22 protein-coding genes are annotated in these 25,076 nt (G+C 41.8%); all 22 read right to left on the reverse strand.

The features are described 5' to 3' along the window. Positions 1–6: 6 nt before the first annotated feature. Positions 7–294: a hypothetical protein gene (locus NSB03_RS07615; protein ID WP_024986998.1), complete on the reverse strand. Its 288-nt coding sequence runs from the start codon at positions 292–294 to the stop codon at positions 7–9. 204 nt (positions 295–498) lie between these two features. Further along, entirely contained in the window at positions 499–777 is a 279-nt protein-coding gene (locus tag NSB03_RS07620; RefSeq protein ID WP_024986997.1) for a hypothetical protein, read from the reverse strand. Next, positions 740–2,161, reverse strand: a complete 1,422-nt coding sequence (locus NSB03_RS07625) for an RNA-directed DNA polymerase (RefSeq protein WP_024986996.1) — start codon at positions 2,159–2,161, stop codon at positions 740–742. Before NSB03_RS07625 ends, NSB03_RS07620 begins: the two co-directional genes overlap by 38 nt. A gap of 14 nt (positions 2,162–2,175) precedes the next feature. Then, the gene (locus NSB03_RS07630) at positions 2,176–2,583 is read right to left on the reverse strand and encodes a four helix bundle protein (protein ID WP_024986995.1); all 408 of its coding nucleotides are present in this window, start codon (positions 2,581–2,583) and stop codon (positions 2,176–2,178) included. Between the two features lie 146 nt (positions 2,584–2,729). Continuing rightward, entirely contained in the window at positions 2,730–3,539 is an 810-nt protein-coding gene (locus tag NSB03_RS07635; RefSeq protein ID WP_024986994.1) for an Lcl domain-containing protein, read from the reverse strand. 25 nt (positions 3,540–3,564) lie between these two features. After that, positions 3,565–4,353 (reverse strand): hypothetical protein, encoded by a 789-nt coding sequence (locus NSB03_RS07640; protein ID WP_024986993.1) that lies wholly within the window; start codon positions 4,351–4,353, stop codon positions 3,565–3,567. Positions 4,354–4,355: 2 nt separating this feature from the next. Beyond that, positions 4,356–10,529 carry a leucine-rich repeat domain-containing protein gene (locus tag NSB03_RS07645; RefSeq protein ID WP_136013635.1) on the reverse strand — a complete coding sequence of 2,058 codons (6,174 nt, stop codon included), beginning with the start codon at positions 10,527–10,529 and terminating at the stop codon, positions 4,356–4,358. Between the two features lie 40 nt (positions 10,530–10,569). Next, a complete protein-coding gene (locus tag NSB03_RS07650) occupies positions 10,570–11,814 on the reverse strand; it encodes a hypothetical protein (RefSeq protein WP_024986992.1) in 1,245 nt (414 codons plus the stop codon). A gap of 3 nt (positions 11,815–11,817) precedes the next feature. Next, positions 11,818–13,716: a hypothetical protein gene (locus NSB03_RS07655; RefSeq protein ID WP_257466312.1), complete on the reverse strand. Its 1,899-nt coding sequence runs from the start codon at positions 13,714–13,716 to the stop codon at positions 11,818–11,820. Positions 13,717–13,984: 268 nt separating this feature from the next. After that, positions 13,985–14,380 carry a type II toxin-antitoxin system HicB family antitoxin gene (locus NSB03_RS07660; protein ID WP_024986991.1) on the reverse strand — a complete coding sequence of 132 codons (396 nt, stop codon included), beginning with the start codon at positions 14,378–14,380 and terminating at the stop codon, positions 13,985–13,987. A 97-nt stretch (positions 14,381–14,477) separates the two neighbouring features. Next, the gene (locus tag NSB03_RS07665; RefSeq protein ID WP_005652458.1) at positions 14,478–14,663 is read right to left on the reverse strand and encodes a type II toxin-antitoxin system HicA family toxin; all 186 of its coding nucleotides are present in this window, start codon (positions 14,661–14,663) and stop codon (positions 14,478–14,480) included. 125 nt (positions 14,664–14,788) lie between these two features. Further along, complete coding sequence (locus tag NSB03_RS07670) at positions 14,789–15,262, reverse strand: RNA polymerase sigma factor (protein ID WP_024986990.1); 474 nt, start codon at positions 15,260–15,262, stop codon at positions 14,789–14,791. A gap of 385 nt (positions 15,263–15,647) precedes the next feature. Next, complete coding sequence (locus tag NSB03_RS07675; protein ID WP_024986988.1) at positions 15,648–16,229, reverse strand: hypothetical protein; 582 nt, start codon at positions 16,227–16,229, stop codon at positions 15,648–15,650. A gap of 2 nt (positions 16,230–16,231) precedes the next feature. Beyond that, positions 16,232–20,182: a phage tail tape measure protein gene (locus NSB03_RS07680; protein ID WP_024986987.1), complete on the reverse strand. Its 3,951-nt coding sequence runs from the start codon at positions 20,180–20,182 to the stop codon at positions 16,232–16,234. A gap of 2 nt (positions 20,183–20,184) precedes the next feature. Further along, on the reverse strand, positions 20,185–20,346 hold the full coding sequence (locus NSB03_RS07685) for a hypothetical protein (protein WP_004311558.1): 162 nt from the start codon (positions 20,344–20,346) through the stop codon (positions 20,185–20,187). 30 nt (positions 20,347–20,376) lie between these two features. After that, positions 20,377–20,898, reverse strand: coding sequence for a hypothetical protein (locus tag NSB03_RS07690; RefSeq protein ID WP_004300282.1), 522 nt, complete (start codon positions 20,896–20,898; stop codon positions 20,377–20,379). Between the two features lie 49 nt (positions 20,899–20,947). Beyond that, a complete protein-coding gene (locus tag NSB03_RS07695; protein ID WP_004300280.1) occupies positions 20,948–21,103 on the reverse strand; it encodes a hypothetical protein in 156 nt (51 codons plus the stop codon). Further along, positions 21,100–21,939 carry a hypothetical protein gene (locus tag NSB03_RS07700; protein ID WP_024986986.1) on the reverse strand — a complete coding sequence of 280 codons (840 nt, stop codon included), beginning with the start codon at positions 21,937–21,939 and terminating at the stop codon, positions 21,100–21,102. Before NSB03_RS07700 ends, NSB03_RS07695 begins: the two co-directional genes overlap by 4 nt. Beyond that, complete coding sequence (locus tag NSB03_RS07705) at positions 21,936–22,508, reverse strand: hypothetical protein (RefSeq protein WP_004315583.1); 573 nt, start codon at positions 22,506–22,508, stop codon at positions 21,936–21,938. The genes NSB03_RS07700 and NSB03_RS07705 overlap by 4 nt, the downstream gene beginning before the upstream one ends. After that, entirely contained in the window at positions 22,505–23,047 is a 543-nt protein-coding gene (locus NSB03_RS07710; protein ID WP_004315582.1) for a hypothetical protein, read from the reverse strand. The genes NSB03_RS07705 and NSB03_RS07710 overlap by 4 nt, the downstream gene beginning before the upstream one ends. A gap of 8 nt (positions 23,048–23,055) precedes the next feature. Continuing rightward, positions 23,056–23,478: a hypothetical protein gene (locus NSB03_RS07715; protein ID WP_008770950.1), complete on the reverse strand. Its 423-nt coding sequence runs from the start codon at positions 23,476–23,478 to the stop codon at positions 23,056–23,058. A 4-nt stretch (positions 23,479–23,482) separates the two neighbouring features. After that, entirely contained in the window at positions 23,483–25,060 is a 1,578-nt protein-coding gene (locus NSB03_RS07720) for a phage major capsid protein (protein ID WP_024986985.1), read from the reverse strand. Positions 25,061–25,076: the final 16 nt, after the last annotated feature.

Here is a 25,076-nt window from a genome sequence, read left to right on the forward strand (position 1 = left end):
TCTCAATCAATAGAAATGAACAAGAACAACCAGTACAGCAATTATACCAGGAAACAAGACAGTAGCTAACGCATCCAGCCAATCAAAGACAAATCCACATTTCTTTTGAATGTACTCAACCACTATTGCAGCAATAACAGTTGTCGCTAAAGAAACAATAGCAGATTTACAGAAATCAATGCCTAATAGAAGGAAACAGAAGGCAAGCATTACAACAAAGACGAACATCCCGGCTTTAACGTGTGCCGGCCGGTTAGATTGCAAAATCCAATCATACAATACTTTTATACCCATACTCATAGCGTTTAATTATTTAATAAAATATTCTGTATGAGACAAATGTATCGAGTATAATAACCAGTTTTACAAAAACAGAAAATCTTGAGAATCAATTCTATGATAAACCACTATAAAACAAGTCATTATAATTTTCGCTTTTTCTTAAATAAAAAAGGGATGCTAGAACAGCACCCCTAAAATAACCAACAGATTGAACTATTAATCCGTAAACATATACATAGAAAGGTCAACCTTTTCTATTTCATCGGAAATTGTCTCCCCATACATGGTCAAACAAACCCGATAACGGTCAATACTTCTTTGAATCTGTTGCAAGGTAGGTTTCTCGGGATATTCCGAACTGGCAAAAGTTACCAGTTCCTCACCATTCTCACTGGTACCAACCACCCGGAAGTGATGACGTACAATCCAGGTTCCGTCCGGCTGTTGCTCAATAGGCTTAGCAATCCCACGCGGTAAGATATTTTTTTGATCCATGTTTTTTGATATGTTTAATTAGTTGTTTTCTATGGTTATATTTATTCTTCAATACAAACTTTTCAAAATGTCCTTCGATATAAACATACTCCCACCATTCAGGAAGTAACATCGCTGCAATTTTACGGCGGATATTGTACGTTGCAAAGTGTTTCATCAGACCATAATAAGAGTTCATTGTACTCACAAACTTCTCAACATACGCTTCTGCAAATCCGTTTTCAGCTATTTTATTAAATTTCCTGACAGCATTATATGTGTTACCAACCACCCTGTTAGATACATAAATTCTACCCGGCAAAATGAACGCCCCAACAAACAAGACTCCTTTTTTATAATGCTGAAGATACAGTTTGCGTGGATGCAACTGTAAAAGGAGTTGTTCTTTCAGGAAGCCATCAAGAAGATGGACTTTGGACAATATTTCTTCCGGAGATTTCACCACGATACAAAAGTCATCAACAAAGCGTACATAATGCCTGAATCCTAATATCACCATTACATAATAATCGAAAACAGACGCCAAAAAGTTGGCTATGAGTTGTGACGGCAGGTTCCCGATAGCCACTCCCCTGTCAGGGTCATTATGAAACAGACTTTTATTACTGGGAAGTCTGTCCCACATGGAGACAGGAGAGCGTCTGATACACTTATTTTGTGGACAATGAAAGATAGTAACGGCTAGAAGGTAAAGCAGACATTCAATATCATCGCCTTTATAATTGTCCCTTACGAATATGTTCAGCATTTCCCATACCAACGATTTCGAGATAGACATGAAGAAACTGAACAGGTCATCTTTGAAAATGTACGCATCGGCAGTATAATTCTCACTGACCTCGACTATCATGTTATTCAGATAGTGCACGGCAGACAAGCATCCCTCACCCTTCCGGCAGTTCTTGGAGACGTTTCCTTGTTCCCGGAAGCGTTCCTCTAAGATCGGCTCGATACGAAGAGCGATCCAGTGATGGACAACGCGATCAATAAAAGCGGCGGCAAAGACTTCCCGATATACAGGGTAAGTCCGTATGAATACTTTTGAAAAGTCCGGTACATATTCACCGTAAATAATAGAATACCATAGCCGCACCAATGCAGACTGATAATCATTATAGAACTCAACACAATCCGTACTCGTTCTTTTCTGTCTGGCACAATCTTCGGATGCTTCGAAAATACTGCTAAGAAGTATGTCATAGATTATATTACCTGTTGCGGCGAGGGGACGAACCCGGTTCGCGTTCTGGCGGTTGTTCGTGTTGACGTTGCCGTTGTTGAAGTTCACGTTCCAACTGCTGGAAGCCGTTGCATCCGCTATCTTAGTCTTTCCCGGCTCATCACCGGGGGGATGCCCAATAAATAATTCTAATTGCTCACTCATAATCCCCTTGGCGATTATGACTCCGGCTTTGCGACTTGTTGCGACCCATTAGCTTTTTGCCGTTGGAGATCTGCAACCGTTTTTTTGTACCAGCCGGTACTTTGCTTACCGATACTCTCTGCAAGCAGACAGATTTCGGCTGTTTGAGTCAGGCTGGTCAAATGTCGTTCTTCACACACTCTTAGCAGTAATTTCAATGCATCAAACTCACACAAAAACTTCATCAGATAATCTGCACGGTGCTCAAGGTTCATATCTGTATTTGCATAACGGATATATTCGCAACAATGGATGGCAAGCATCATCAACTCTGTACCAAATTCATACCGGAACGCCTTGGGGAATTGTTGCCGGGCATCAATGATAAGATTCAGAAGCTTATACATCGAATTTGATATAGGAAGGTCTTGTGTAAGTGCCATGTTAATTTTTTAATATTTTAATGTATGTATTAGAGGGCGCAAAGTTAATAACTGTAAAGTAATTAACACAATTTTAGCTCAAAAAAGTGAAACTAAAAAGCCCCTGCCGGGGCTTTTATTTAGCTAACTCTTTAAGGGATAAAGAATTAAAGGGATAAAGTGTTTATTGCGGCGAGGGGACGAACCCGGTACGCGCTCTGGCGGTAGCCCGTGATGACGCCGCCGCCGTTGAAGTACACGATCCAACTGCTGGAAGCGTCATATTCAGTACTAGACCAATACCAGTCGTTTGTAAATATATTTTGATTACCAAACATAGAAGTTATGAGCTCATTGATTTCGGTTTTATACTTGGCCATAAGCATAAGTTCGCCCAGTGCGGGCAGGTTCCACACGGTTGTATCTTCAATTCCGTCAGATTCAAGCGTACAGGCTTTATAGGCTCTGGCAGCTTCGGCGGCAGGGGCGCCGACAGTTCCCTGGGTGTCCTTGACGCCTGCAAGGGTTTCTATTATAACATCGGTATTTTCCTTGCCGTCGAAGGTATCATAGAGTCCTTGATTACCACTGCCGTAGTTTTTCAGGCCGCGTAGGTCGGTTCCGTAGCCACCCCATTTGAACGTTTTATTGCCGCCTGCGTCAACACAGTCGCTTTTGGCGATAATGAACTGGTGGCATTCGGCACGCATACGGATACCGATACGGATATACTTGGAGCGGTTATTCGCGCTCATGGAGTTCCATTCGGCTGCTGTGAAAAAGACCTGTTCGCCGTCTTCGATACGGAGCGTAGCCAAAGAAAGGTCAAGAAGCGTACCTGACCATTGCATATATTTGGCGATGTCACTTGCCGATGTATTTTCATTAACAGTTGTAAAACCTATTGACTGCAAAGCTGAAACTTGATCTTGTTTATTCAGACGCAAAAGCATTGCGTTTGCGATATTTTTATCCATTTTATTGTATAATATTAAATTAATACTATTCTGAAGCAATAGCTCTCACATGGAGAAGGACTGAATTTTTGTTTTGAACCGTAAAACGCCCGGTATTCAATTCGAATGTCCATGCAGAGTTATTGTCCCAAATCGTTGACGACCAATAGTACTTATCGGTCATCAACATACTGTCACTGCTCCAAAATGTCCGCATCATCTCATTGATTTTATCGCGGTAGCGGTACATCAGAAGCATTTGACCCGATGACGGAAGGAACCAGTTGGATTCGTCATCGATACCGTCACTTTCAAGGGTATAAGCACGGTATGCACGGGCGGCTTCAGCAGCCGGCGCACCAATCACGCCGCTATTGTTCTGGTCTTTCAGGATAGTGATAATCAGGTCGGTATCCTCCTCACCCGTGAAGCAGCCGTACATGGCACCCAGTCCTTTTTGGTTCAGGCCGTCTATGGCTTTACCCTGACCGCCCCAATAGAAGGTAGTAGTCATATCGGCATTATAGCACTCCTGGGCGGCGATTACGAAGGAGTGTCCATGGGCACGGATACGAAGCCCGCGTTTGATGTACAGTTGCTTGTTGACAGCGGTTAGGGAGTTCCATTCGGCAACGGTAAAGTATGCCTTGGAGTTATCAGAAATACGGTTACAGGCAAGAGTAAGGTCAAGCAAGCCAGCGGCCCACTTGATACGTTGTCCAAATTCAGATGCGCGGGAATTCTCGGTAATATCCGAGAATCCAACGGCGTTCAGTGCTGCTACTTGTGCCTGTTTGTTCAAGCGAAGCAGCGTGGCGCTTTGTTCATTAGTCATAGTTACTTGTTTATTAAATCATTAATATCCATATTGTCTTCAGCAAACCGTTCGAGATATTCCTCGTAGGTTTCGCCGTTATAATATTCAAGGACTTCATTGATGTTGTCCAGCGTTACGTTATCATAGTACGGTTCTCCGCCATAAGACTCATTATTGAACCAGTTGATAAGGTCGATATAGGCATCGATGACGGTAAGGATGACAAGGCCGTCGATGCCGGATTCAAGGGATTCGATTTCACCTGTCTCACGGATAACAGTCAAGTGGTACGTGCCATTGACTACCGGTTTGTCCTGTCTGTTACCGTCCTCATCCATACCGGCAACGCCATACTCAAGCAATGCAAGAAGCTCGGAGCCGTCAGCTTTCAGTGTCATGTTCGAGATACGGAGCATGGAAAGTTTATGGGATTCCGTTTGCGAAGCGAGCACGTCACGGAGCATTTGGATGGCATTAAGTTTCGGAGACGTTTCAAGACGCAGCCGCCCGACGTTCGGCATGGATTCTATTTGCAGGCCGGACGGGGCGGAAAGACCGGTATAGGTCAGTTCAGGAAGACCGACAAAACGGAGGCTTGTCATTGTTGGTGGAAGAGAGATGTCATTAATCGGAGAAGTCTCTGCAAGAGTGATGTTCTCCAGTTTGCTACCGGACGCATTGATATGGGCGATACGTGGGCATTTGTCGGTAACGAGCGTAGCGATTTGTGTGTTCCGGATATCGAGTGATACGAGGAAGGGCATTTCGCCGCAGTTCAGCGAGGTAAGCGGTGCGTAAGAACCGATGGATTGTTCTGTATGGGTGTCAGAGCCCAAGATAAGGGTTTCCACAAGTTGCATGGCGGAGAAGCTCACCGTACTTGACAGGGAGATTTCAGACAGGTCGAGCAGCTTCATGCGGTCAGCCTGATAGATATACAGCAAGGCGCCTTCCTCATGTGAGAAGTTGGTGAATACATATTCTTCGCCCACTTCAAGGAAGCAGCTTTCGGAAAGGTTGCCGCTAGCGTCATTGCCGACACCGAAGTAACCGTTTTTAGCAGCGACAATCCGGATGGTGGCGTTTGATTTGGAAGATACGCGCCCGGAAATTACACCGCTGAAGAAATCACCGGTTTGGAAATAGCCGTCACGAATACGCCAACGTCTTTCGATGAAAGACGGAAGGGCGGTAAGTCCAAGACCTTGCAGGGCATAGAAGTAAATAGCATCAGAGGTGGCGGTATAGGAGATGTATTTCCGTTCACCGTCGTAAGAACTAACCAGTTTCTGCCATTTTTTGAGCCGTTTGTCAATGAAGAAATGCGTAGCTCCTTCGGGTGAGAACGGGTGCAGGGTGACGCCGTCAATGGTCGCCTGAACGTTACGCATGGCGGCGGCAACGGTACGCAGGGAGAGTTCCGTACCGGATGAGTCAGTCCACACTACTTGCTGGAGATAGATGTTATTAAACAGAACGGAGCCGTAGCCAGCATAAGGGTTAGTGAATGTTTCATCGCTCGTCCGGTTGGGGTCCACCTCGGCGTCAACCGTGCAACCACCGTCGTTGTCCTTGCTATTGAGCGTATCGCAGTCATAGATTTTATTCAGGTACATGCGCATGGCATCCTCGGAGCTGTACACACCGTCTGTTACGGAAGCATACTCTTCCAAGAACCACATCGGCTGCATATTCTTGGCGCGTTGGTCAGTGGCGGCAAGGTAGTCGGTGAAGATGTCATAACTCAAGACACTTTCTGGGCAGGCGAATTTATACAGGTTTTCCTTCCATGTTCTTTGCCAGTTCCCGCCTTTGGAGTAATCGCAGGAATCACAGAAGCGCAACCATCGGTAGAGGTTATAGGGCACTTTCTTACCCAAAGCGTAATCAATGGCGAGCTGGTCATCATCGACAAGCGATTCAAAGTAGTAAGTCCATGCCGGGAAGGTATCAGCAGAGATAGTTCCGTTATCCACGAGTTTTTGAACCCATGAGGATTTGTCCGTTTTCATGGCCATCATATCCTGAACAGAACCGACGCCCTGAAACCAGTCCATACCTTGGTAGTTAAGAAGTTCGAAACCTTCAACCGGATTCAGGACGTCACCGGTGACATTCCATTTGCCGTTTTCATACTTCATGGAACCGGACTGCTTTTTCCATGAGCTGTCCTGATACCTCATTATCCGGTACGAACTACCGCAATACAGGGAAAGCAGGTACACGCTGTCCGTATCGAGTCCGTCAGTCTGTTTGAAGCGTATCTCAATTGCGTCTAAAGTTTCGTCAGGAGTACCGAAGAACTCTATGAAGTCACCATAATTCAGGCAACCTTTGTTATAGCCGGGGGTATCTTTGAAGCCGAGGGCGAACTGTTCCCCTTTGTCTTCTTTCCAGTTGCCTTTGGCATGGAAATAGACGTTTTGCAGGCTGTCATCCTTACACCGATAGGTGGCTACCGGGTGATTGGCGGTAGAGTGGTTCATCTGCAAGTCTTCGATATGCAAGTCACCGCTGTCAAATGTTCCGTCAAATGCACGTTGGACAGGTGTCATATAGTTACCACCTAAGGCACGGTATGTAACGTTCATCATTTCACAGGCGCCGCAGTCGTTCGCATTGCCGGAATCGGAGTAATCGACTTTTACGGTAATGACATCGACCGGGATTGTATTATCACCGACCTGTACTTTGTTGATGGTAGCCAAGGCTATTGCACGGCGTCCTTCCTCCGTCGTATCGTCCGGATTAAGTAGTATGATTCGAGTGTCCTTGTTTTTGCCTTTGCTCTTGGCGAGGTAGTAGCGTTTATTCTTTACCGGGCGTTTGGCAGAGGTGGTTCCCTGGTTGCGGGTTTGGACACTCACGGCCTTGAAGTTACGCCACGGGCGTTCGGGGTCAAAGTAATAGAGCGTGATGTATATCTTCGTACTGGTGGAAGTGGTGCCGTCCAGTGCTTCTATATCGGAGCCTTCATAGGGGCATTCGACAATGTAAGGCATACCGCGTGAATAGATTTCGGCAGCCGACGGGCGGCTTTGGGTACTACCCTCGGCTGTCTGGCTTTTAAGGATGTCCTCAAAGGCGTATTCCTTCACCATTACCTCTGTATCGGTCAGACGGACAAGGTAGTTCTTGAACGCCTGTGCCCATTCCATATAGGAGTTCCAGGCCATCATGTAATAAAGATACAAATCACCCAGTTTGCCGTCCATCGTTATATACTTGGTCTGAATCAGGGAGCCGCCGCCCGGAACATAACCAAGGCAGGCGACTTCCTCACCGTTGAGGAAGAGTTTCATCATGGAATACCGTGTGCCGTCACGTTCAACGTAGTTGCTTGCAGGTTCAACAACCACGGCTACGGTTATCTTTTCACCCTGTCGGTAGGCGCGTTCTTCACGACGGGAAACGCCATTGTTACAGAAGATGCCGACCACCCGGCCGGTGACATAGAAACCAGCACCGGACGTTTCGTCATAGCAGCTAAGGAGCAGGGCATCATCATCGGTCACGTTCTTGGAAGCGAAAGCGAACTGGATGGCGGCACCGTTGGATTCGATGGACGAGCCGGCAAACGGGGCATGGTTTAATGACACGCCCACATTCTCGGCTACGCGAAGGCAGTTCTCACCCAAGAATGTGCCAAAACCGTTGGTAGTCCAGTTGGCACCGTCCACTTTCATTTCATAATTACCGCTGACAATGCTATGGTCAGTTTCCTGATTGGTACGGGATGAGAAGTCAAAGTTATAGATGGCGCCTTCTTTTATGGCGGCGTCAATGGCGGAACCGCTAACTGTCACCCGGACAGGTTCGCTAGTCACGTCCTTGCATACGGCGGTATAGTTGACCGTATCGGTGCCGTCAGCCTTGTAGCCCTGCAGTTGTTGTTTGACCTGATAGGTTTTGTTACGACTGGCAGCAATTTGTGTTATCTGCACGTTATTGGCTTTCACGCTGACGGGTGAAGTCATTTCCAACGGGTCATAACAGGCAACATCAAGTTCTACGGTTTCGTACAGTCGGACTACTCCACCGTTTTTATCATCGTATCTCAAGGCGACAAGAGGTGTGGAACTATTCGGGTCAATTACCATGACAGCCGTGTAGATGACATTTCCTTTCACTCCGGATGCGACATCCGTTCCTTGGATGCGCAAGGGATAGGTACCGTGTTCTAGGCCGAGGGAAGCAGGGCGGATTACAACGGAGTGCGAGTAGTTGTCATTTACAACGGTGGTAGACAGGGATTGCCATTCACCATTAATCTTGATGTCAACCTGGGCACTGATACCTTTATCAGAGGTGTTGTTTCCGAACTTATAGAGTGGAAGGCTGAAACTTTCAGTTGTCGGAGTAAGCAGAGTTTCAGGGGTATAGTTGAGCACCTGCACACAGGTACAGGTAATATCAACAGCTGTTACATTGACATTCTTGGAACCGGTATTGCCGCTTTCGTCAGTGGCTATCAGCTTGAATTTCCGAGTACCGGCAGCCGTAAAGTATGCGGTGAAGTCCAGTTCAAAGGAGAAGTCCTTCATGTCACCGGAAGATGCTTTGTTGACGGTTTCAGTCCAGACGGTAAGCCCGCTTTCACGGTCTACGAGTTCCAGTTTCTCAATCAGGTTGTCAGAGGATTCGACACCGTTCGAGGTCACGGAACGAATGGCGGCAAAGGTTCGTAGCGTGGAGCCGTAAGAGCCATAGACAGGTGTCGACTGGAAAGCAATGGCAACAATGGTACCACCAGTTTGACCGCCGCCACCCGTGCCGATAGCGAACTGCACTTCATCGCCAAGGGTTTCACCGGCAGCGTTCTTCATCTGAAGTTTTACAATGCCTTCTGTTTCCACGTTTACGTCGAGGTTGGCCGGAACATAAGCATAGGCGCCACCAGTTGAAAAGGCGTCCTTCCCCCCTTCTGCCGGTTCATCGGAAGTTTCAACAACGGAACTGCCGTCACCATTCCCGAAGGGTTTCCAAAGAGAAGGGGTCGCAAAATCGGACACGGCACCCTGGAACTGCCGGGTTTCCATTTCATACTCGCCTGTTTTGTAAGTAATGATGAGACCCGTTCGCTCATATTTGACGCCAGATTCCTGTTGATAGGAGACAATGGCGGCAATAGCGGTTTCAAGGGTATAGTAGCCGTCTTTCAATGGGCGGATCTCATCAACAATGACGATGGGGTGTGTTACATCGTCAGCGGGCGTGCCGCTCTTCATATCCTCAAGGGCTTGCTTATCCTCGGCGGACAAAAGGCCGGCTTGTTCAAGGGTAGCAGAAGGCAGACGGAAGCTGTCATCCGTTTCTTTACCGGTTGTTTTGGACACTTTCTTAAAATACACATTGAGATAGGAAGCGTCAGACAGGACGGAGAAAGAACCCGGTTTGATTATATCGGAAGGGATATTTTTCATTGTATCTTCCAAAGACTTTCCACGGTTGCCGGGGAAAGCTTCTTCTTCACCTTCCCCAAGAGACAACGGTTCAGGCAGACATTCAGAAGGAACTTTACTTTCTTCGTTCAAAGGAGCGATACCGTTCGCTTTTCCTATCCTTTCCTCAAAGTCATTTATTACAGAGGTCCATTTGTCCCATGTAACACTCTCATTGGAAACAATACCTATTCGTGAGATTGTACAAACTGTACCCAAATACACGCCTTCTGCATTGTCTGACATGGTAGCCAGTTGTATACACGAAGTGAATGATTGACAAACCTTATTAAGCTCCAACCGTTCAATTTGTATATTTACAGGAATCTTAGACGAATCAACAGACAAAATACACCGATAATTCCCAATAGCAGAATCCCCGGAATACATTGTCTTCAATTTATCCTTAAAGCTACCAATAGCAGTAAAAGTACCGATACTCTTAAATGGGTCAGTCAAAGGGCTGGATTTATCAGACACTCCTGTTAGACGTTTCAACAACTCGGCGTCTCCATCCGACAAATCTTTCGCAATCTTATTGACATTCTTCACTAATGCATCAAAATCACCATTCACCATTTTTGCAATGGTGCTTGAAAGTAAATCAATAGATATCTTCCGACCACCACTAACCTCAACATACATATCTTTAGATAACTCGGCTGTATCAGTCAGTTGCTCTATTGTAAGACTGTTTGTCTTCAACGCTTGCAGCACAAGGCTAACAATCTGTTGTTTTTCCGACTCTGTCATTTTATTCTATCTTTATTGTTACAAACTATTTAAATACATCTCAATTTGATGGAGGGTCAGGAGTTTCACCTGGAGCAACCGGCAAATCTTCAAGAAACTCACCATCCCAAGTTACTTCATAAAAAGTCCTGTCATTTTCACTTGACACAAAATTCAGAATTTCTCCGGCACGTAAATCTACTTGATAGCTATTCTTACGACTACTGAAGCTCTGTTCATCAGAATAATACCCATTTATAACGGACATTTTCCCCACAGTATGGACAATGTTGCCATCTACTGTTTCCACAAATGGCACATCAAATGTTACATTCCCATTTGCTGGTTTATCCAATATCACTCTAACATAATAATTGTAGCTGGTAAAAAGACTAGTAGCTATTACTTGGTATCTTATATAAATTTTACCTGCAATTGCAGATGTATATTCCTCATCAACTTCACTACCAGACTTTATGCTTCTCAATTCCCCACTATCAGACGTTAACCTATAAGTGTCATTCTGAATCCTTCTCATAGACACTTGGTTATTCCATTCCAGGACAGGATTTATAGTTTTCACCTTCTGCAACATCTGATTGAATACAAAACTCTTCAATCCTTCGATTTGCTGGTTTAGTTCCGGAACACCACTTTCCTTTCTTGCATATCGAATACCATCAAAGTAGACGTAATTACAGCATAAAACACGATTCAGCAATTCAGCAAACCACACAGGGCATCCCATCCCATTTCCAAGCGTAAATAATACAGTTGTATATTCATGGCTGAATAGTTCAACAATATCCTCATCAGCAGTCACAAACTGCTCATTATCCACACCGAACGCCCATCCGTTATCTTTGAAACCGCCAGGAACACGAAAATCAAAAAAGTATTGCATCCCATCTATCCACCAGACAGCATCAAGACGCTGCTTATTATCTTTCATTGAATACTGGATAAGACTGGTTTCTGATAATTCACATTCATCGTCTGTAACTTTAAAAATCTCACTCGTATTCCCATTAATTGTTACAGAATAATATCCACATGGAAGCAGCGAAATATTATAGAAAAAGAGGATCTTATCATCATTCATCTTCCATGAGCTCAATGTTACAGGAGTAGATATATTACTTAAAAGATTATTAATGTAAACAATAGGAGCCTGTTCTTTGGGCGTTGAAATCAGTTCAATAAAAATCCTGTCTGTACGTGCGAATAACTGCACATATTTACTCTTCGCTCCAAACTTATCGGTAGACGGAGAAAAAAACAGTGGGGTAAACGGGCTTATAATCATATTCTAAGCTTTTGTTATTGAACGAACAAATAAATCATATTTCACTCCTGCGAACCTTTCAATCACCCTGCTTACTTCTTTAATGTAACCTTCATAAGCCAGACCATCTTTCAAGACTTTAATCGTTTCATTATCTGTTGATGGAATATCTTCATCATAAGTTGTGAATGAAACGTCTCCACAAGTAATAATACCACTTTCGACGTTAAAATCATCTTTCATCCCTATACCATTGACAACAACATCACTATTGCCATCAGAAGAAGAATAAGACAGTTTTTTAGTGAACATACCAATATAGCTGGCATTTGCCTTGAGCATCTCCCCCTGCCAATACATAGTATTAAACATCCGAGATGAATCAAGCACACCGTCAATTTCCCATCCGTCCCTTATCATTTTATACCTCTTATCACTTAGATCTAAGTTTACTCCTGCAAAAAACACATTATTATCACTCTCATTGTCTGTGGTATCCTTTCCCCTTTTTTGAGCTAAAAATTCAAAACCGTAAGCATCTGCACGATAAGGACTAATAAGTTCTAATACATTTTCAGTTATATCTACACCTGTAGTATATTCAGTTGTAAAACGAAACTCATCACGCCCATTAATACTTTCATAATCCTGTTTATCATATCCTATTCTAATACGTGAATGGATTCTCGATGCATCGATTTTATACTCAAAATCAGAAATATTGTTTGTCACTTTTTTTATATTACTATTCCCAAATAAACTATCCCGATGTTTAAAGCACACAGTATTCCCATTAATGACAGGAACAAATCCAAACTCTGCTTCCATCCAATCTTTAAATTCTGTATACGAAGTATATAACTTGGCTTTTTTAATACCACGAATACTTTCAGCAGCCAATATTACACAATTATCTAAATTTTCATTATACCCATAATCAATTTCACCTTTTATGCCATCATTTCCACCATTCATACTCTTTAATAATTTACATAAAACCGTATGAGGGGTTATGGCATCTATATGTATAGGAGAATCAATTGAATAATAAGTTATCTTAAATTCATTTATTTTCTTTATCCTGAAATTCGCATAAGTAGTATGACTAGCCTTCATACTGATAGAAAAATAGAACATTTTCCTTTGGCCATAGGCATTAAAAGAATTCCTATCAACCCTAACATTCAACTTAACATTCTTATTTTCTCCATTGAACACACGCACAACTTGTGTGTTTCCACACGTAGAAAGAGTTAAATCTATATATTCTCCATCTCCACCATTTTCATATTCAACATCCATATCTATATACGCATTGATTCCAGATGAAGGAACATCCAAAATATCAGCAATAACCCCCTTCTCTCCTTTATTAAAATCCAAATATCCTCCCTTTGCTATTTCTGTATTATAACTATATACATACACATCAGCAAGTTCAATAGGATTGATGACGTATGTATCATCAACTGTGAAATTCAATAGATTTTGCATATTCAACCTATCATAATAAAGCTGATATGCATCTTTTATCTCATCTACCGAATATTCGTATTGTGTTCCTTTATTAGCCTTTATGATATTAGCGACACTATCATCTATCGAATTAATAGAAACAGTATTTCCATCATAGGTCAATGAACTGAAATCCAGCCGGCAACTGAAAAATTCATCATAAGTATGAGAATTGGTTATAGTATAAACGGTGATACTGGCATTAGAAGCCAGGTACTTGCTCAAATACTCCTCCAATATGAGATCATAGGCTTCTCCCACAAACTGGAATTTTGAAGTAAAGGTTCTAGTTATTCCTTCAAGTCCGGAGCGTTTACGGGAAAACTTTATTTCATCCCAATTCTGAATACAAGATTTGGGAATATCATAGGAAATACTATCAACTGTAAGTACATATTTACAAAGCATTTTAACTCGTTTTGAACGTTCACGAGCAAATATATAGAAAAAGCCAACCGGTTTCCCGATTGGCTAAATTCTTGAAAATTGCATTTTGCAAAAGCAAGACATAACTATTTATTTTTCAACGCAATAGATAAAACATAAAATAATTATGACTTTCTGCATTCTCAATTTACAAATTAATACTTTCATAAAAAAGCTCCGAACCCATATATAAAGGAACGGAGCCTGCCTTTGTCTTAAAACGGTCTCGCTTCACAGCGGTACACTATCTTTAGAAAGTGGCTGCGGAAAGTTCTTTAGATATACGTTCCACCGCTACCCGTATCTTATCATATTGTTTTTGTCCGGCTACTGTCACACCGGAAGTATATTGTCTCATCAATGAAGCATTGATACCTGCCAACTCTGCAACCTTAGTAACATTCAGGAATGAGAAATAGTTGAAGAAAGACTGCATATCATATTTGTAGATAAACTCCAATTCCGGCATTTCCTTGCCTTCTTCTGCCTGCATCTCCTTTATTTCCTCATATGCTTTCATCATATCCTCTTTCGCGGCTTCCGCCGTATCTCCATACCCTGCCAAACCAAAGCCGGGTAAATCTTCCTCAACAAAGCATGAGTAATACCCATCGCTCGCCTTTTCCATGATTACAGTTACTTTCATATCCATTGCTTTAAAAATAGGAGTACGGCAATATACCGTACCCCATTGTCTCAACATTTACAGTCCTTTAGATAATAAAGCGCAAAAGGTAGGGGGATTACTCCCCCAAAAGAACCTTTCTTGCTTTACGTTCCATTCCGGTAGGCACTTCCTGTTTGCCATGCCTTGACAGGGCAAATTTGTTTCCTGTCTTGGGGCTGTACCAAATATCATGATTAGCCCCATGCCTAAGAACGTAACAACCTGCTGCGGTAAGTTCCGCAAAAAACTGATTGTACTTCATAATGTAAAAGACCGTTTATTTAAGACGATACAAATATAGCGTTTTTGCTATAAACAACCAAATAAAAACATAACTATTTTGCTATATTTATGAAAAAGTTATTTCCATACACTCTTAATCAATCGTCAATACCCAATTTCGTGAAGTATAAACTTCCGAGCAGAAGAAATACGACTTCTTACAGTTCCAACAGGAATGTTCAGGATTTCACTTATCTCATCATAAGAATACCCACTAGCATAATATATCACACTATCAATACAACGGGATTTTTTAGCACACCGTTGTATTGTGGAAACCAAATCATCAAACAGTATTGAATGAGCTGTACAGTTAGAAATGGCACTTCCGTCTACCATATCAAGCCCTGTAAAATGTATAAGGGAATTTCTATTGTATCTTATTATATAAGTATTCCTCATTATAATAAGGCACCACGGTTGAAGTGGTTTAGAACAATCAAATTTATCACGATTCACAAGTAGCTTATAAACTGTATCACCGGCTAAGTCTTCAGCATCTTGCATGGAACAGCAGAATTTTCTTGCCACCTTTAATATCCAAGGATATATTTCTGATAATTCCTTTTCAAAGTCCATTGTCAGCCCTCCTTATTAGGTGTATCTTCGGTTCGCCATTAATGCACCTTTCCACGTATTCCCGGTGCATGATACTTTGCTCGTGCATTTCCTTAGCAGAACGCTCGATTGAACTAATAAGAGTGCCTATATCGGGGGGCAATAAGGCAATCATTTTTTTTACCTCGGACACTTCTGCTGTTATCCGATTACACTTCGTCTCTAATGTACGTAATTCTGACAATAAAACATTGTATAAATGCCTATTTATACAATGGATGCTGTTTTTTCTATTCATAAAAAAGTCGTTTGTGATTCTAAAGGAGATGTACAAACGACTGTATGAAATAATTCGCTTTAATTAAAAATTAATCGAATTACAGCATATATGTAAATACCAATATTATCATGTGCTTCTTTTTCTGAACGATATTTCAACATCGGCTTGATGAACGATATTTGCGTAGACAGCAGCGTTAATTACACGGGAATCTATACTCATTTTAAAGAATGTCATTAGAAAAGCAATCTCAGCATCGAAAGAAGAACGAATTTGTTCAGGAGTAACCTTATTTCCTTTATGTTCCTCACTGCGTCTTTCCTCGTTCCGTTTTTGCTCAAAAATTGTAGAATGAAGCAAATAGTCAATCTTCGATATTACTTGTTCATCACTCATATTTCGGGTATCTACATTTAGTTGACCCAATACCTGACGAACATCATCATAAAAGCCAAGAGAAACAAGAGCCTGACAAATACGAAGACTCAATAGTTTGGCACGTTCTTTCAGCATATCCTCTTTGTCCATTACCATAGCCTTCATATTTGAAGGATTAACAATACTTCTGTATTCGACAAGTAATTTAGACGCTATTTCTTTAAGCGTGCTTTCTGACATAGATTTGCAGTCCGAAAGCAAACAAGCATAGTTTCCGCAAGAAAGCTCAATGAAATCATTCAATGTTATCTGATTTAATCTTTCAATCATGACTATTTCAGTTTAGATAACTTATACAGTTCAAATTCACGGTTAGAAGCATCCTGACGCTGCATTTTAAGACTCTTCATCAAAAGGAAATTTGTTCTATCAACCCTTTTTTCTAATCGGGAATAATCATTGAAAACAATGGTATCACCGGAAGAAGATGCAAAATATGTCGGTGAAAATGTAGGAAAGTCCCAATCCGGCATATCAAAATTAGAGATATCTACCTTATCAACATCAGGAAAGACTTGCGCACCTTTAGGAATATCAACTAAAGTTGGAGTATCAGGAGTAATCCATGCTTTTCCGGAATACATGATAACTTCATGTTTACCGGCATCACCAACCAAAGCAGCACCGCCGGGGTGCCTATCATTACCTTTAGTACCTTCTGCATAAGAAGGAATAGGAGTAGCAAGAATTGTTGCTACTTGCATAGCCCCCATTGCCCCGATAACAGCAGCCATAACAGCACCGGCAATCGGACCTAACTGGAAAGCCTCCATAATACCACGAGCCGTCGCAATTCCCGTTTCTGCTACTTGTACCCCTTTGTTCCAAACAGCTTGCTTATGCGCAATCTCTTGCTTTTGCCTTTCCAGCTCTTTATTCTTGGCTTCAGTCTGATCCTTTGCTGCACGTTTACGTGCTTCTGCTTCCTCTTCAGATATGGCCCCCGATTCTGCTAAGTTCTCTATTCGTTCAATATCCTCATCATACTTTTCCTCATTGGCTTCCCGTTCTTCCTCTATTTTCTGAATCTGTCCATCATAAATAGAAGAGACTAAGTTTCCAATGGTCCCCACAGCTTGAGATGCAGTTTGAAGCCACTTTTTCAAGTTTTTCTGACGCTCTTTCTGAGCTTTCTCATCCGCTTTAGTAACCTTATCGATAGCCTCAATCTCCGCTTCTGCTTCTTTTTGGGCAAGGTCTGCTTTCAATTTAGCAAGTTTCTCCTCTAGTTTCTCCCTTTTATCCGTACTCAAATTGGCAGTAGCAAGTTCGGACTCCAAAGCATCAATAGCTGCTTCAGCAGTTTTACGTGCATAGTTTAATTTTAGCTGATATTCAAGTTCTGCATACTCCTGCTGAGTTATTTCCTTAGAAGCTAACTGTTTTTTAAGAGCAAGCGTATCCATAACATATGCAGCATCCCGGATTTCCTGCTCATGCGCCGCATTCTCTGCTATTAATTGAACCTGATCGGATGCATGTCTTTCGTAAAGTTCTTGTTTCTTTTTTGCATATTTTTCGTCAATGAGAAAAACATCTTCACCTGTTTTCTCTGCTGCATCAATTTCTGCTTCACGTTGCAATTCCAACTGGTGCAATTTCAAATCAAGTTCTTCCTGGGACCCCTTTTTTACAACAGCAAGAGCGTTCTCAACATCCTTCTTCTCACGATCAGAATTATACTTAATAGTAAACTCATCTAGCTTTTCCTGCATTTCCTTAGCTAAATTCTGACGTGTAGCAATTTCCTCTTTGCTATTACCCTTGACGGCAGCAATCTTCTTCGAGTAAGCAACACCAATTTTAGCAAGTTCTTTCTCCAGTCCTTCATCCATAAGAGCTAGTTCTGACTCCTGATAAGTTTCACGAATCTTCTGTTTTTCCTTTTCTGCTTTTTCAAGTTCTCGTTTCTCCTTGTCTGTGAGAGTTCTTTGACCTGATGCATTTTGAGATACTTCTGATTGTTTGAGGTCTACTTTATTTAAGTCATCAATTATTGACTCAGTTATAGAAGCAATAGCTTTTTTCCCAGCGGCAACAGTAGTTGCCGTTTTTATATCCTCTTCGATTATTTTTTTAGTACGCCCTATTCTAGTTTTATCATAAATCCATCCATATATAGTCCATTTTCTGAAAGAACCTCTATCCTCAACCTCTTTCTCTAGTTTTTCTCTTTTCTTTATTCCATTTGAATATTCTTTATTCTCTGAATCCAATTGACTTTGCAAAGTTTGAAGATATTCGTCTTTAGCTGCTATAGCGGCTTCATCTGCACTCATACCTTTTTTCAGTTTCTCTTTATACAATCGAATCATATTCTTACGATGCTTCTCTATAACATTAGAAGAAGCCATTTCTTTTTGTGCCCTAGCTACTGCTGAATTATCTGCTTCATCTTGCAATTGAGAGTAAGACTTTAATTGTGACGCCGCTCCTCTTAATCCTTTTGCCAAGAAATCTAGGACTTCTTTCATTGGTCCTTTAGAATTATAGAAAGAGAGCATAAATGCTTCCCACGCAGAAGAAAGTCCCGCAATAGAACCTTTAACATTGTTACTCATAGTATCTGCCATATCTGCTAGTTCTTTATCCACGCCTGTAATTTGGTCCCTCAATGGAACAATCTTATCGGCAGCGGTAAGAAACGCATTGAAAGCAGCAACACTCCGTTTATCAGTCATTTCAAGAGTACTATTCAAATCTACTCCCTGCTCTTTCAATTTTTGCAATCCAGCGACCAACTCAGGTAATGTTCTTACAGGGCCACCTAACGACTTGGCAAGTACACCGTTTGTATCGGCTAAATTTAGAAGAATATTACGAGTAGCAGTAGCAGACATTGAAGCGTCAAATCCTGCATCTGCTAATTTACCAACCAATGCTAAAGTATCTTCAATAGAGAAATTAAAAGCCTTAGCTACCGGTCCAACGATTGGAAGTGCAGTAGCAAGATATGAAAACGATAACGCACTCTTTGTTGTAGCAACAGCCATTGCAGATACATAACGTTCTGTCTCACGAGTATCTGCATTGAACATTCTCAATGCAGCTCCAGTTAGCGAAGCAGCTTCCCCTAACCCTGCACCGGTAGCTTGAGCAAAACGTAAAACCGATTCTGTTGCATCTAATATTTCTTTCCGTGTAAAACCTAACTTGGCTAATTCTATCTGCAATTCGGTAGCTTCAGAAGCTGTATATTTGGTTGTAGCTCCCAACCTTTTAGCATCAGTGGTTAATTCTTTAATATTGTCAGCCGTCGTACCTAAAATCGCTGCAAGTTTGCTATTAGCAAATTCAAATTCAACAATGGAGCCAACACCTTCACGCAGTTGCGTAAACATCTTAACAATCCCTCCAACAACAGCCTGTGCACCAATATAACCGGCAGCCCACCCTTTCAAACCAGCACTAACCTGATTTAATCCAGGAGCCATCTCCGTTTTAAGTATTTTTCCTGCATTCCGAGCAATAATACCCATATTCTGCATGGACTTATTACCGTTCTGTATCTCAACCCATGCAGCCTTTACTTCTTCCCGATATGCACCAATAGTCATTTTCTGCTGAGTGTACCGATCAGAGTTACGCTTTATGTAATCAGTGTTGATTCCGATTGTAGAATTAAGACGGGCAAGTGTACGAATATAATCCTCATCAGTATCTTTCAGTAAATCAACAGCCTTTTGAAGTTGCTTATTCATTTCCTTTGCCTGGGAACGGCTGTGTACTTCCTGATTAGTTAGTGTTATTGCTGACCGGATAATCTTTAATCGCTCCTCTTCCGATAGAACAGCTTTCTTACGTGTAATATTGCCGGCATTCTGTGCTTTTGTCAAGTTAGCTTCCGCTTTAGCAGCCTTTTCCAAGGACGCAGCATTATCCGAGTTTGCCTTGGTTAGTTTCTTCAGTTCAGCAGCAGATAATTTCTCTACATTTAGCTTTTCCTCTATCTTCTTACTGACAGTTTGAGTTATTTCAGACTGTTTTCTAAGAGCCTCGGTTAATTCAGCAGATGCAGAACCAGCCGTTTTTGCTTGAGTATTATAAAGATTACTCAACTTTTCAAGATCAGCAACGCCTTCTACATTTAGTTTCAAACCTTTTGCTAATTCTTTGGCCGCATTAACATAATCAGCCCTCACACGCTCAATAGTATTATCAAGCTCCACCAATTTCTGCAAATCGTTCTCATCAACGAAATCTTTTAATTTTAAATCTGCCATAATTACAGGTAATGTCTATATTCAACAATCTTTCCTTTTATCTCAACTCCTAGTTTATCAAAAGCATAGGTACCATCTTCTTTCTGATAAACGACATACATGCAACCATCCAAGACAGCTGCTTTCTTTGCAAGATCACTGATACGTTCCAGTTCACTCTGCATCTTTTTTATTTCGCAACTACAAGCCATTTTCTACCGATATCCACATTCTGAAAAGAAACGTTCCATCCAGGGACGGAGATACATAATATTAAAGTACTCTTTAGCTGTATCACCAATGCCTAAAATCTGCTCACCGTATTTCTTCTCAATAGAACTACCGTCCGTAAATCCTTTCGTTGAGAATCGAAGCCCGGAATCAATTCTATCGGCAGTTATGCTATCATAGAAAGTACCAGTAATAAAGAGGTTAGGTACCTCAACCGGACGCGGTGGCAAATAAAGCATCTCACTTCTAAGAGGTGGAGTTATCCTCTCCTTCCATCGTTTATATTGTTCCGCACGGTTCTGCCAGGGACCGGGCTCGTTAAAATAGGTGTCAGTATCATAATCAGGATTCAATAGATGTTCAGTACCGTCCAGACCGGAATATAATTGCTCCTGAATGCAATCAACGAGCACATTCTTATGTTCTTCCATACACCTAATACATTCCTCTTCAAACCCGGATGCAATGGAATGAATAACTCTATGTAATTCATCAAAATCTGCCATACAGTAAAAATATAACGGGCCGGGCTGTAATCACACCCCAGCCCGTCGGTTACTTAGTTATCGCATCGTACACTTCCGAGAGCTTCTTCTTGCGGTCAGCTTCCTTCAGTTCCTGCCACACGACTTTAATGTGTGCATTAATAAACTCTTCCTTCGTCATGCCCTTCACAGCAACTTCGACGAACGTAACATTATCTACCTTCATGCCACCTGCTCGATACCTCTGATTCCTTTTTCATACAATACAGAAGGAGCTTTCAACGAAGGAACCGCCCCGGCTTTAGGAACAATGGTAATGACACCATCCGAATATGTAGCGGAAGTTACGTTATTCATAACTTCAGCAGCACCATCAGCAATAAGACTGCCAAATTCTTCTGTACGGTCATAACCACCAACAACTTCAACAATTTTGTAGGTATTTTCAGTCTCCAACTTTTGAAGCACAACATCAACCAAACCTTTAACGAAATTTTTGGGATTGAAGTCTAACTGAACGTAGTCAAAGTGCAATTGGCTGTCTTCCACATCTTCATGTGAAAAACTAACAGTCATCGCAGACTTAGCACTACTGGTCGGGTACTGTGTCACGGTCGGGTAAACAGTAGACATCGGAATACCGGCAAGGATATCTGTGTCATCATTATAACCGATCAACATATTATCCTGATTCCAAAAGTAAACGTCCCATCCTTTATTGGCACATTTCAGAAGCTGAGCATTCAAAACCTCATCAAATTTCTTCAAAGTGAAGGTGTCTGTTTGAGCACTAAGCCCGTTGTATTCACTTGCACCGTACCCTACAGCATTAACTTGGGGCTCTCCACCATTCTTGGCATACTCCAGGAATGGCAAAATAGGGTAAATACGCCCGGGACGGTCTGCATGGCACAATTCGAGCAACTTCTCACCTGTTATATCAGCAGGGAGTTTGACACCATGTTCTGTCAAGATAGCACCTTTGACTTTTTTCCAGTCAATGCTACAAGCAGAACTACCAGTGTTCATCCGGGAACCCTTACACGTTCTAATCTTTCTCATTTTCTTCTACAATTAAGATTATTAATTTTTATTTCCATCGAGCGTATATTTATGGCATCAATCGGCTCGCTCACAGCCTCACCGGAATCTGTATAGGCTCCGTATCTGCCATATGAATAGTTTTCTGAATAACTATGTTTCACTTTTTCGTCATAGTCACAGTCGAACCGAGAATCTTCATATAATACTTCCAATAAACGTTTATAGATTGGCCGAAGGATATTTTTAAAAGATGTGGTTCTGCGCATCTCATTGCTCCACTCTTTACAAGAAGAGCATGCTATAATTAACGAAACCTTTGCTTTTGAAAAATAATCCGCGTCACCTCTATCCTCACTAATTGGAGTGAATAGTGCAACCAATGGAAACTTCCTTTCAGACTGGGCAGAAGACTTACTGTATTCATCTAAAATATCTTTGATATATTGACTGCTACCGAAGATGTAATTCAACCTTGGGGACTTCACAACTTTAGTTCCCCCTTTCCCATTTGGATAGAGGATTTCAAGCCCTTCTGGAAGTTCCTTTACAATCTCCTCAAACAGTTCTGTTATATCTAAATCTATCATAAATTGAAAGCATTAATTGGGGTCAAAAGATTCTTGGTTATTTGCACATCGAAAGGACAATCATTCGACATAGCCCATTCAACAAACTGTTTATTCTTCTCTACCATGCTATTCCATGTGCTTACTTGTCTCTTCAAAGGAGCTACATATTCATTAGCACATTTCAAACGGACAAGCCCGGTTATTGTAGCCTGGGTGTTTGCGTCACGAAGAATATGATAAAAGACATAGTCAGCGAACGGTTCACACAGCTTCTCGCATAATACTGCATATCCGGACTGGGGGGCTTCCTTCTCTTCTGAAATATCAACTTCATCTGAAGAATCTTCCTTTTCCCGTTCAATAAGCTCCAAATAATCTGTGATAGCTTGGGAAAGAGTCACACCAACAACATTCCGGAGAAATTCGGGCTGAAATGCCTTAATATACCCATTTATCACCTCATTCACAGCAAGAGATTGGGGCGAAGGCATTTCAGCGACCGAAACATTCTCAATATGCCTGGGACCTGACATAAAATATGAAACATCAATCAACATAGCGATAGTTATTTAGAAGTCTTGCTTTTCCCGGTTTTCTTTTCATCTTCCACGGAAACGGCTTTATCATCTGTAACAGTTACCTCCTTGGCATCTTCCTCTTGCAAATCTTTTGAATCGGCAACCGGAAGATTCTTTTCATCAGAAGGCACCTGTACTTCAAGTTCTGCAATGCGAGCTTTCATTGTTTCACGCTCTTCTGTCAGTTCAACAATTGTCTTATCTTTCTCTGCAATGGATGCAGTAAGCCTGCCAATCTCTTCATTTTTCTCTGCAAGCATACATTCCAATGTCTTTCGGGCATCTTCTTCTGTAACAAGACCACATTCGGAAATAGGGATGAGTTGAATCATCCCTCTATTAATCCGAATGCGTTGCTCTTTAAGCACATTGGTTACATCCTTATCGTTACCTCTAAGTATGTAATCCATAATCCTACGCTTTAGTTATTGCAGTCTTCAATGCGGCCAAATCCCCATAAGCGAAAGCCCACGGCATATAAATCGGGAAGATAACTTCTTCTTGTGCCATCAGCACAACCTCATTGCAAAGCTTGGTCTCCACATCTTCAGCCCATTCAAGTGTCAAAGTGGTATAATCAACCAAATTTGCGGCTTGGTTAAAGTCACCCAAAAGATACTTACCTGGAAGAATACCACCATACTCGATAATCGGACGACCGGCAATATATTTCACCCCATCAACCATTTTAACGATACCAAGATTACGTCCTGTCGTATCTTTCTCTGATTCCATACCGTTAACAGTCATTGGATTAAGAATAATAGCATTCGGAAAATACTGGGCATATGTCATTGCGGCGAAAGCTGTTTTCACTACATCTTCAGAGTTGGGTTCCTCAATGTTCTTAAAGCCGGCTTCATGAACACTGAATGTCATTTTATCCGTAGCCGTTTCAGCACCGGAGAACGCGACACCAGGAATAAGGATACGACCATCTTCCATTTTCACAAGAGCGTGTGTTTTGTTCAGTTCTGTAAGAACAGCGGCGCCAGCGAACGTGATACTCATTCCATCAAGAATCAAATCCTGTGGTTCTGCAAACTCTACAATCACATCCTTATCACCGTTATATCCGGTAATAGCTTTTACAGCACCAGCGGCACCTGTAACAATGGCTGTACTAATAATCTTCTCTACAGAAGTCACCCCAGTATTATTAATAATACCAAGCAGATTCTCACCATTACCGTCACCAAACAAAATGTTCCAGTCTTCTGCCATCCAAACAGCTTCAGGAAGCATGTTCAAGATGTAGGAACGAATGTACACTCTTGATTTCAACATACGTTTTGAGATACGGATATGAGTACCAAGGCGCTTAGTTCCTGTCTGTATCTCTTTTACCTTGATACTTGATTCCGGTAAACGACCGTTCTCTGTTACAAAACGGGCATTGCGGTTGAAAGCATATACTTGCGCATAGGCGAGTTGAGGATATGCAGGATCAGCTGTCAGCGTCGTTAATACATCACGCATATGCAACTTTTTGTTGGCAACCTGAGTCACAACACGTTTCTGTTGTTGAGTAATCAACAAATCACCGGTGTAATTGTCAGTCATGGAAACGACATCTTTCAAGGAGAAGCCGTCAAATTCTCCTGATTTGCGTGTTTTTCCTTCTGCGAAATCTCTGAATTTTTCAGAATCAAGCATCTCGTTCAACTTCTCATCGAACTTGTTGATAGTATCCATAGAAAGACCTTTCTGCTTCATTTTCTCGATACTTTCACCTAGAGTTTTAACTTGTTCTACAAGTTGCTCGTTGTCCTTTATCAATTGCTGGAACTTTTCTCCATCATAGGCTTTCAATAGATTATTGATGTCACCAAACTGTTTCGTTACCTCCTCCGGTGAGGCAAATCCTTCAAGTGACTTGTTAACTACTTCACACATCATGCCGACGATGTTTTCCATAAACGCCTTCTGTTCTGCCGGCAAGCCGTCCGTTTTCAGATTAAAATCTGATACTGTAAATTTTCTAATTGGCATAAAATTTAAATTTTAA

The organism is Bacteroides acidifaciens (assembly GCF_024623065.1).
In the GTDB taxonomy this organism is placed as follows: domain Bacteria; phylum Bacteroidota; class Bacteroidia; order Bacteroidales; family Bacteroidaceae; genus Bacteroides; species Bacteroides acidifaciens.

Coding starts and splice junctions, on each gene's coding strand:
- NSB03_RS07705 (WP_004315583.1), bottom strand. CDS start 22,508: ATGATAGATTTAGATATAACAGAACTGTTTGAGGAGATTGTAAAGGAA.
- NSB03_RS07710 (WP_004315582.1), bottom strand. CDS start 23,047: ATGTTGATTGATGTTTCATATTTTATGTCAGGTCCCAGGCATATTGAG.
- NSB03_RS07615 (WP_024986998.1), bottom strand. CDS start 294: ATGGGTATAAAAGTATTGTATGATTGGATTTTGCAATCTAACCGGCCG.
- NSB03_RS07665 (WP_005652458.1), bottom strand. CDS start 14,663: ATGAAGTACAATCAGTTTTTTGCGGAACTTACCGCAGCAGGTTGTTAC.
- NSB03_RS07630 (WP_024986995.1), bottom strand. CDS start 2,583: ATGGCACTTACACAAGACCTTCCTATATCAAATTCGATGTATAAGCTT.
- NSB03_RS07625 (WP_024986996.1), bottom strand. CDS start 2,161: ATGAGTGAGCAATTAGAATTATTTATTGGGCATCCCCCCGGTGATGAG.
- NSB03_RS07655 (WP_257466312.1), bottom strand. CDS start 13,716: ATGCTTTGTAAATATGTACTTACAGTTGATAGTATTTCCTATGATATT.
- NSB03_RS07715 (WP_008770950.1), bottom strand. CDS start 23,478: ATGGATTACATACTTAGAGGTAACGATAAGGATGTAACCAATGTGCTT.
- NSB03_RS07640 (WP_024986993.1), bottom strand. CDS start 4,353: ATGACTAATGAACAAAGCGCCACGCTGCTTCGCTTGAACAAACAGGCA.
- NSB03_RS07660 (WP_024986991.1), bottom strand. CDS start 14,380: ATGAAAGTAACTGTAATCATGGAAAAGGCGAGCGATGGGTATTACTCA.
- NSB03_RS07700 (WP_024986986.1), bottom strand. CDS start 21,939: ATGAGAAAGATTAGAACGTGTAAGGGTTCCCGGATGAACACTGGTAGT.
- NSB03_RS07680 (WP_024986987.1), bottom strand. CDS start 20,182: ATGGCAGATTTAAAATTAAAAGATTTCGTTGATGAGAACGATTTGCAG.
- NSB03_RS07695 (WP_004300280.1), bottom strand. CDS start 21,103: ATGAAGGTAGATAATGTTACGTTCGTCGAAGTTGCTGTGAAGGGCATG.
- NSB03_RS07685 (WP_004311558.1), bottom strand. CDS start 20,346: ATGCAGAGTGAACTGGAACGTATCAGTGATCTTGCAAAGAAAGCAGCT.
- NSB03_RS07620 (WP_024986997.1), bottom strand. CDS start 777: ATGGATCAAAAAAATATCTTACCGCGTGGGATTGCTAAGCCTATTGAG.
- NSB03_RS07675 (WP_024986988.1), bottom strand. CDS start 16,229: ATGATTGAAAGATTAAATCAGATAACATTGAATGATTTCATTGAGCTT.
- NSB03_RS07645 (WP_136013635.1), bottom strand. CDS start 10,529: ATGACAGAGTCGGAAAAACAACAGATTGTTAGCCTTGTGCTGCAAGCG.
- NSB03_RS07650 (WP_024986992.1), bottom strand. CDS start 11,814: ATGATTATAAGCCCGTTTACCCCACTGTTTTTTTCTCCGTCTACCGAT.
- NSB03_RS07670 (WP_024986990.1), bottom strand. CDS start 15,262: ATGGACTTTGAAAAGGAATTATCAGAAATATATCCTTGGATATTAAAG.
- NSB03_RS07635 (WP_024986994.1), bottom strand. CDS start 3,539: ATGGATAAAAATATCGCAAACGCAATGCTTTTGCGTCTGAATAAACAA.
- NSB03_RS07690 (WP_004300282.1), bottom strand. CDS start 20,898: ATGGCAGATTTTGATGAATTACATAGAGTTATTCATTCCATTGCATCC.
- NSB03_RS07720 (WP_024986985.1), bottom strand. CDS start 25,060: ATGCCAATTAGAAAATTTACAGTATCAGATTTTAATCTGAAAACGGAC.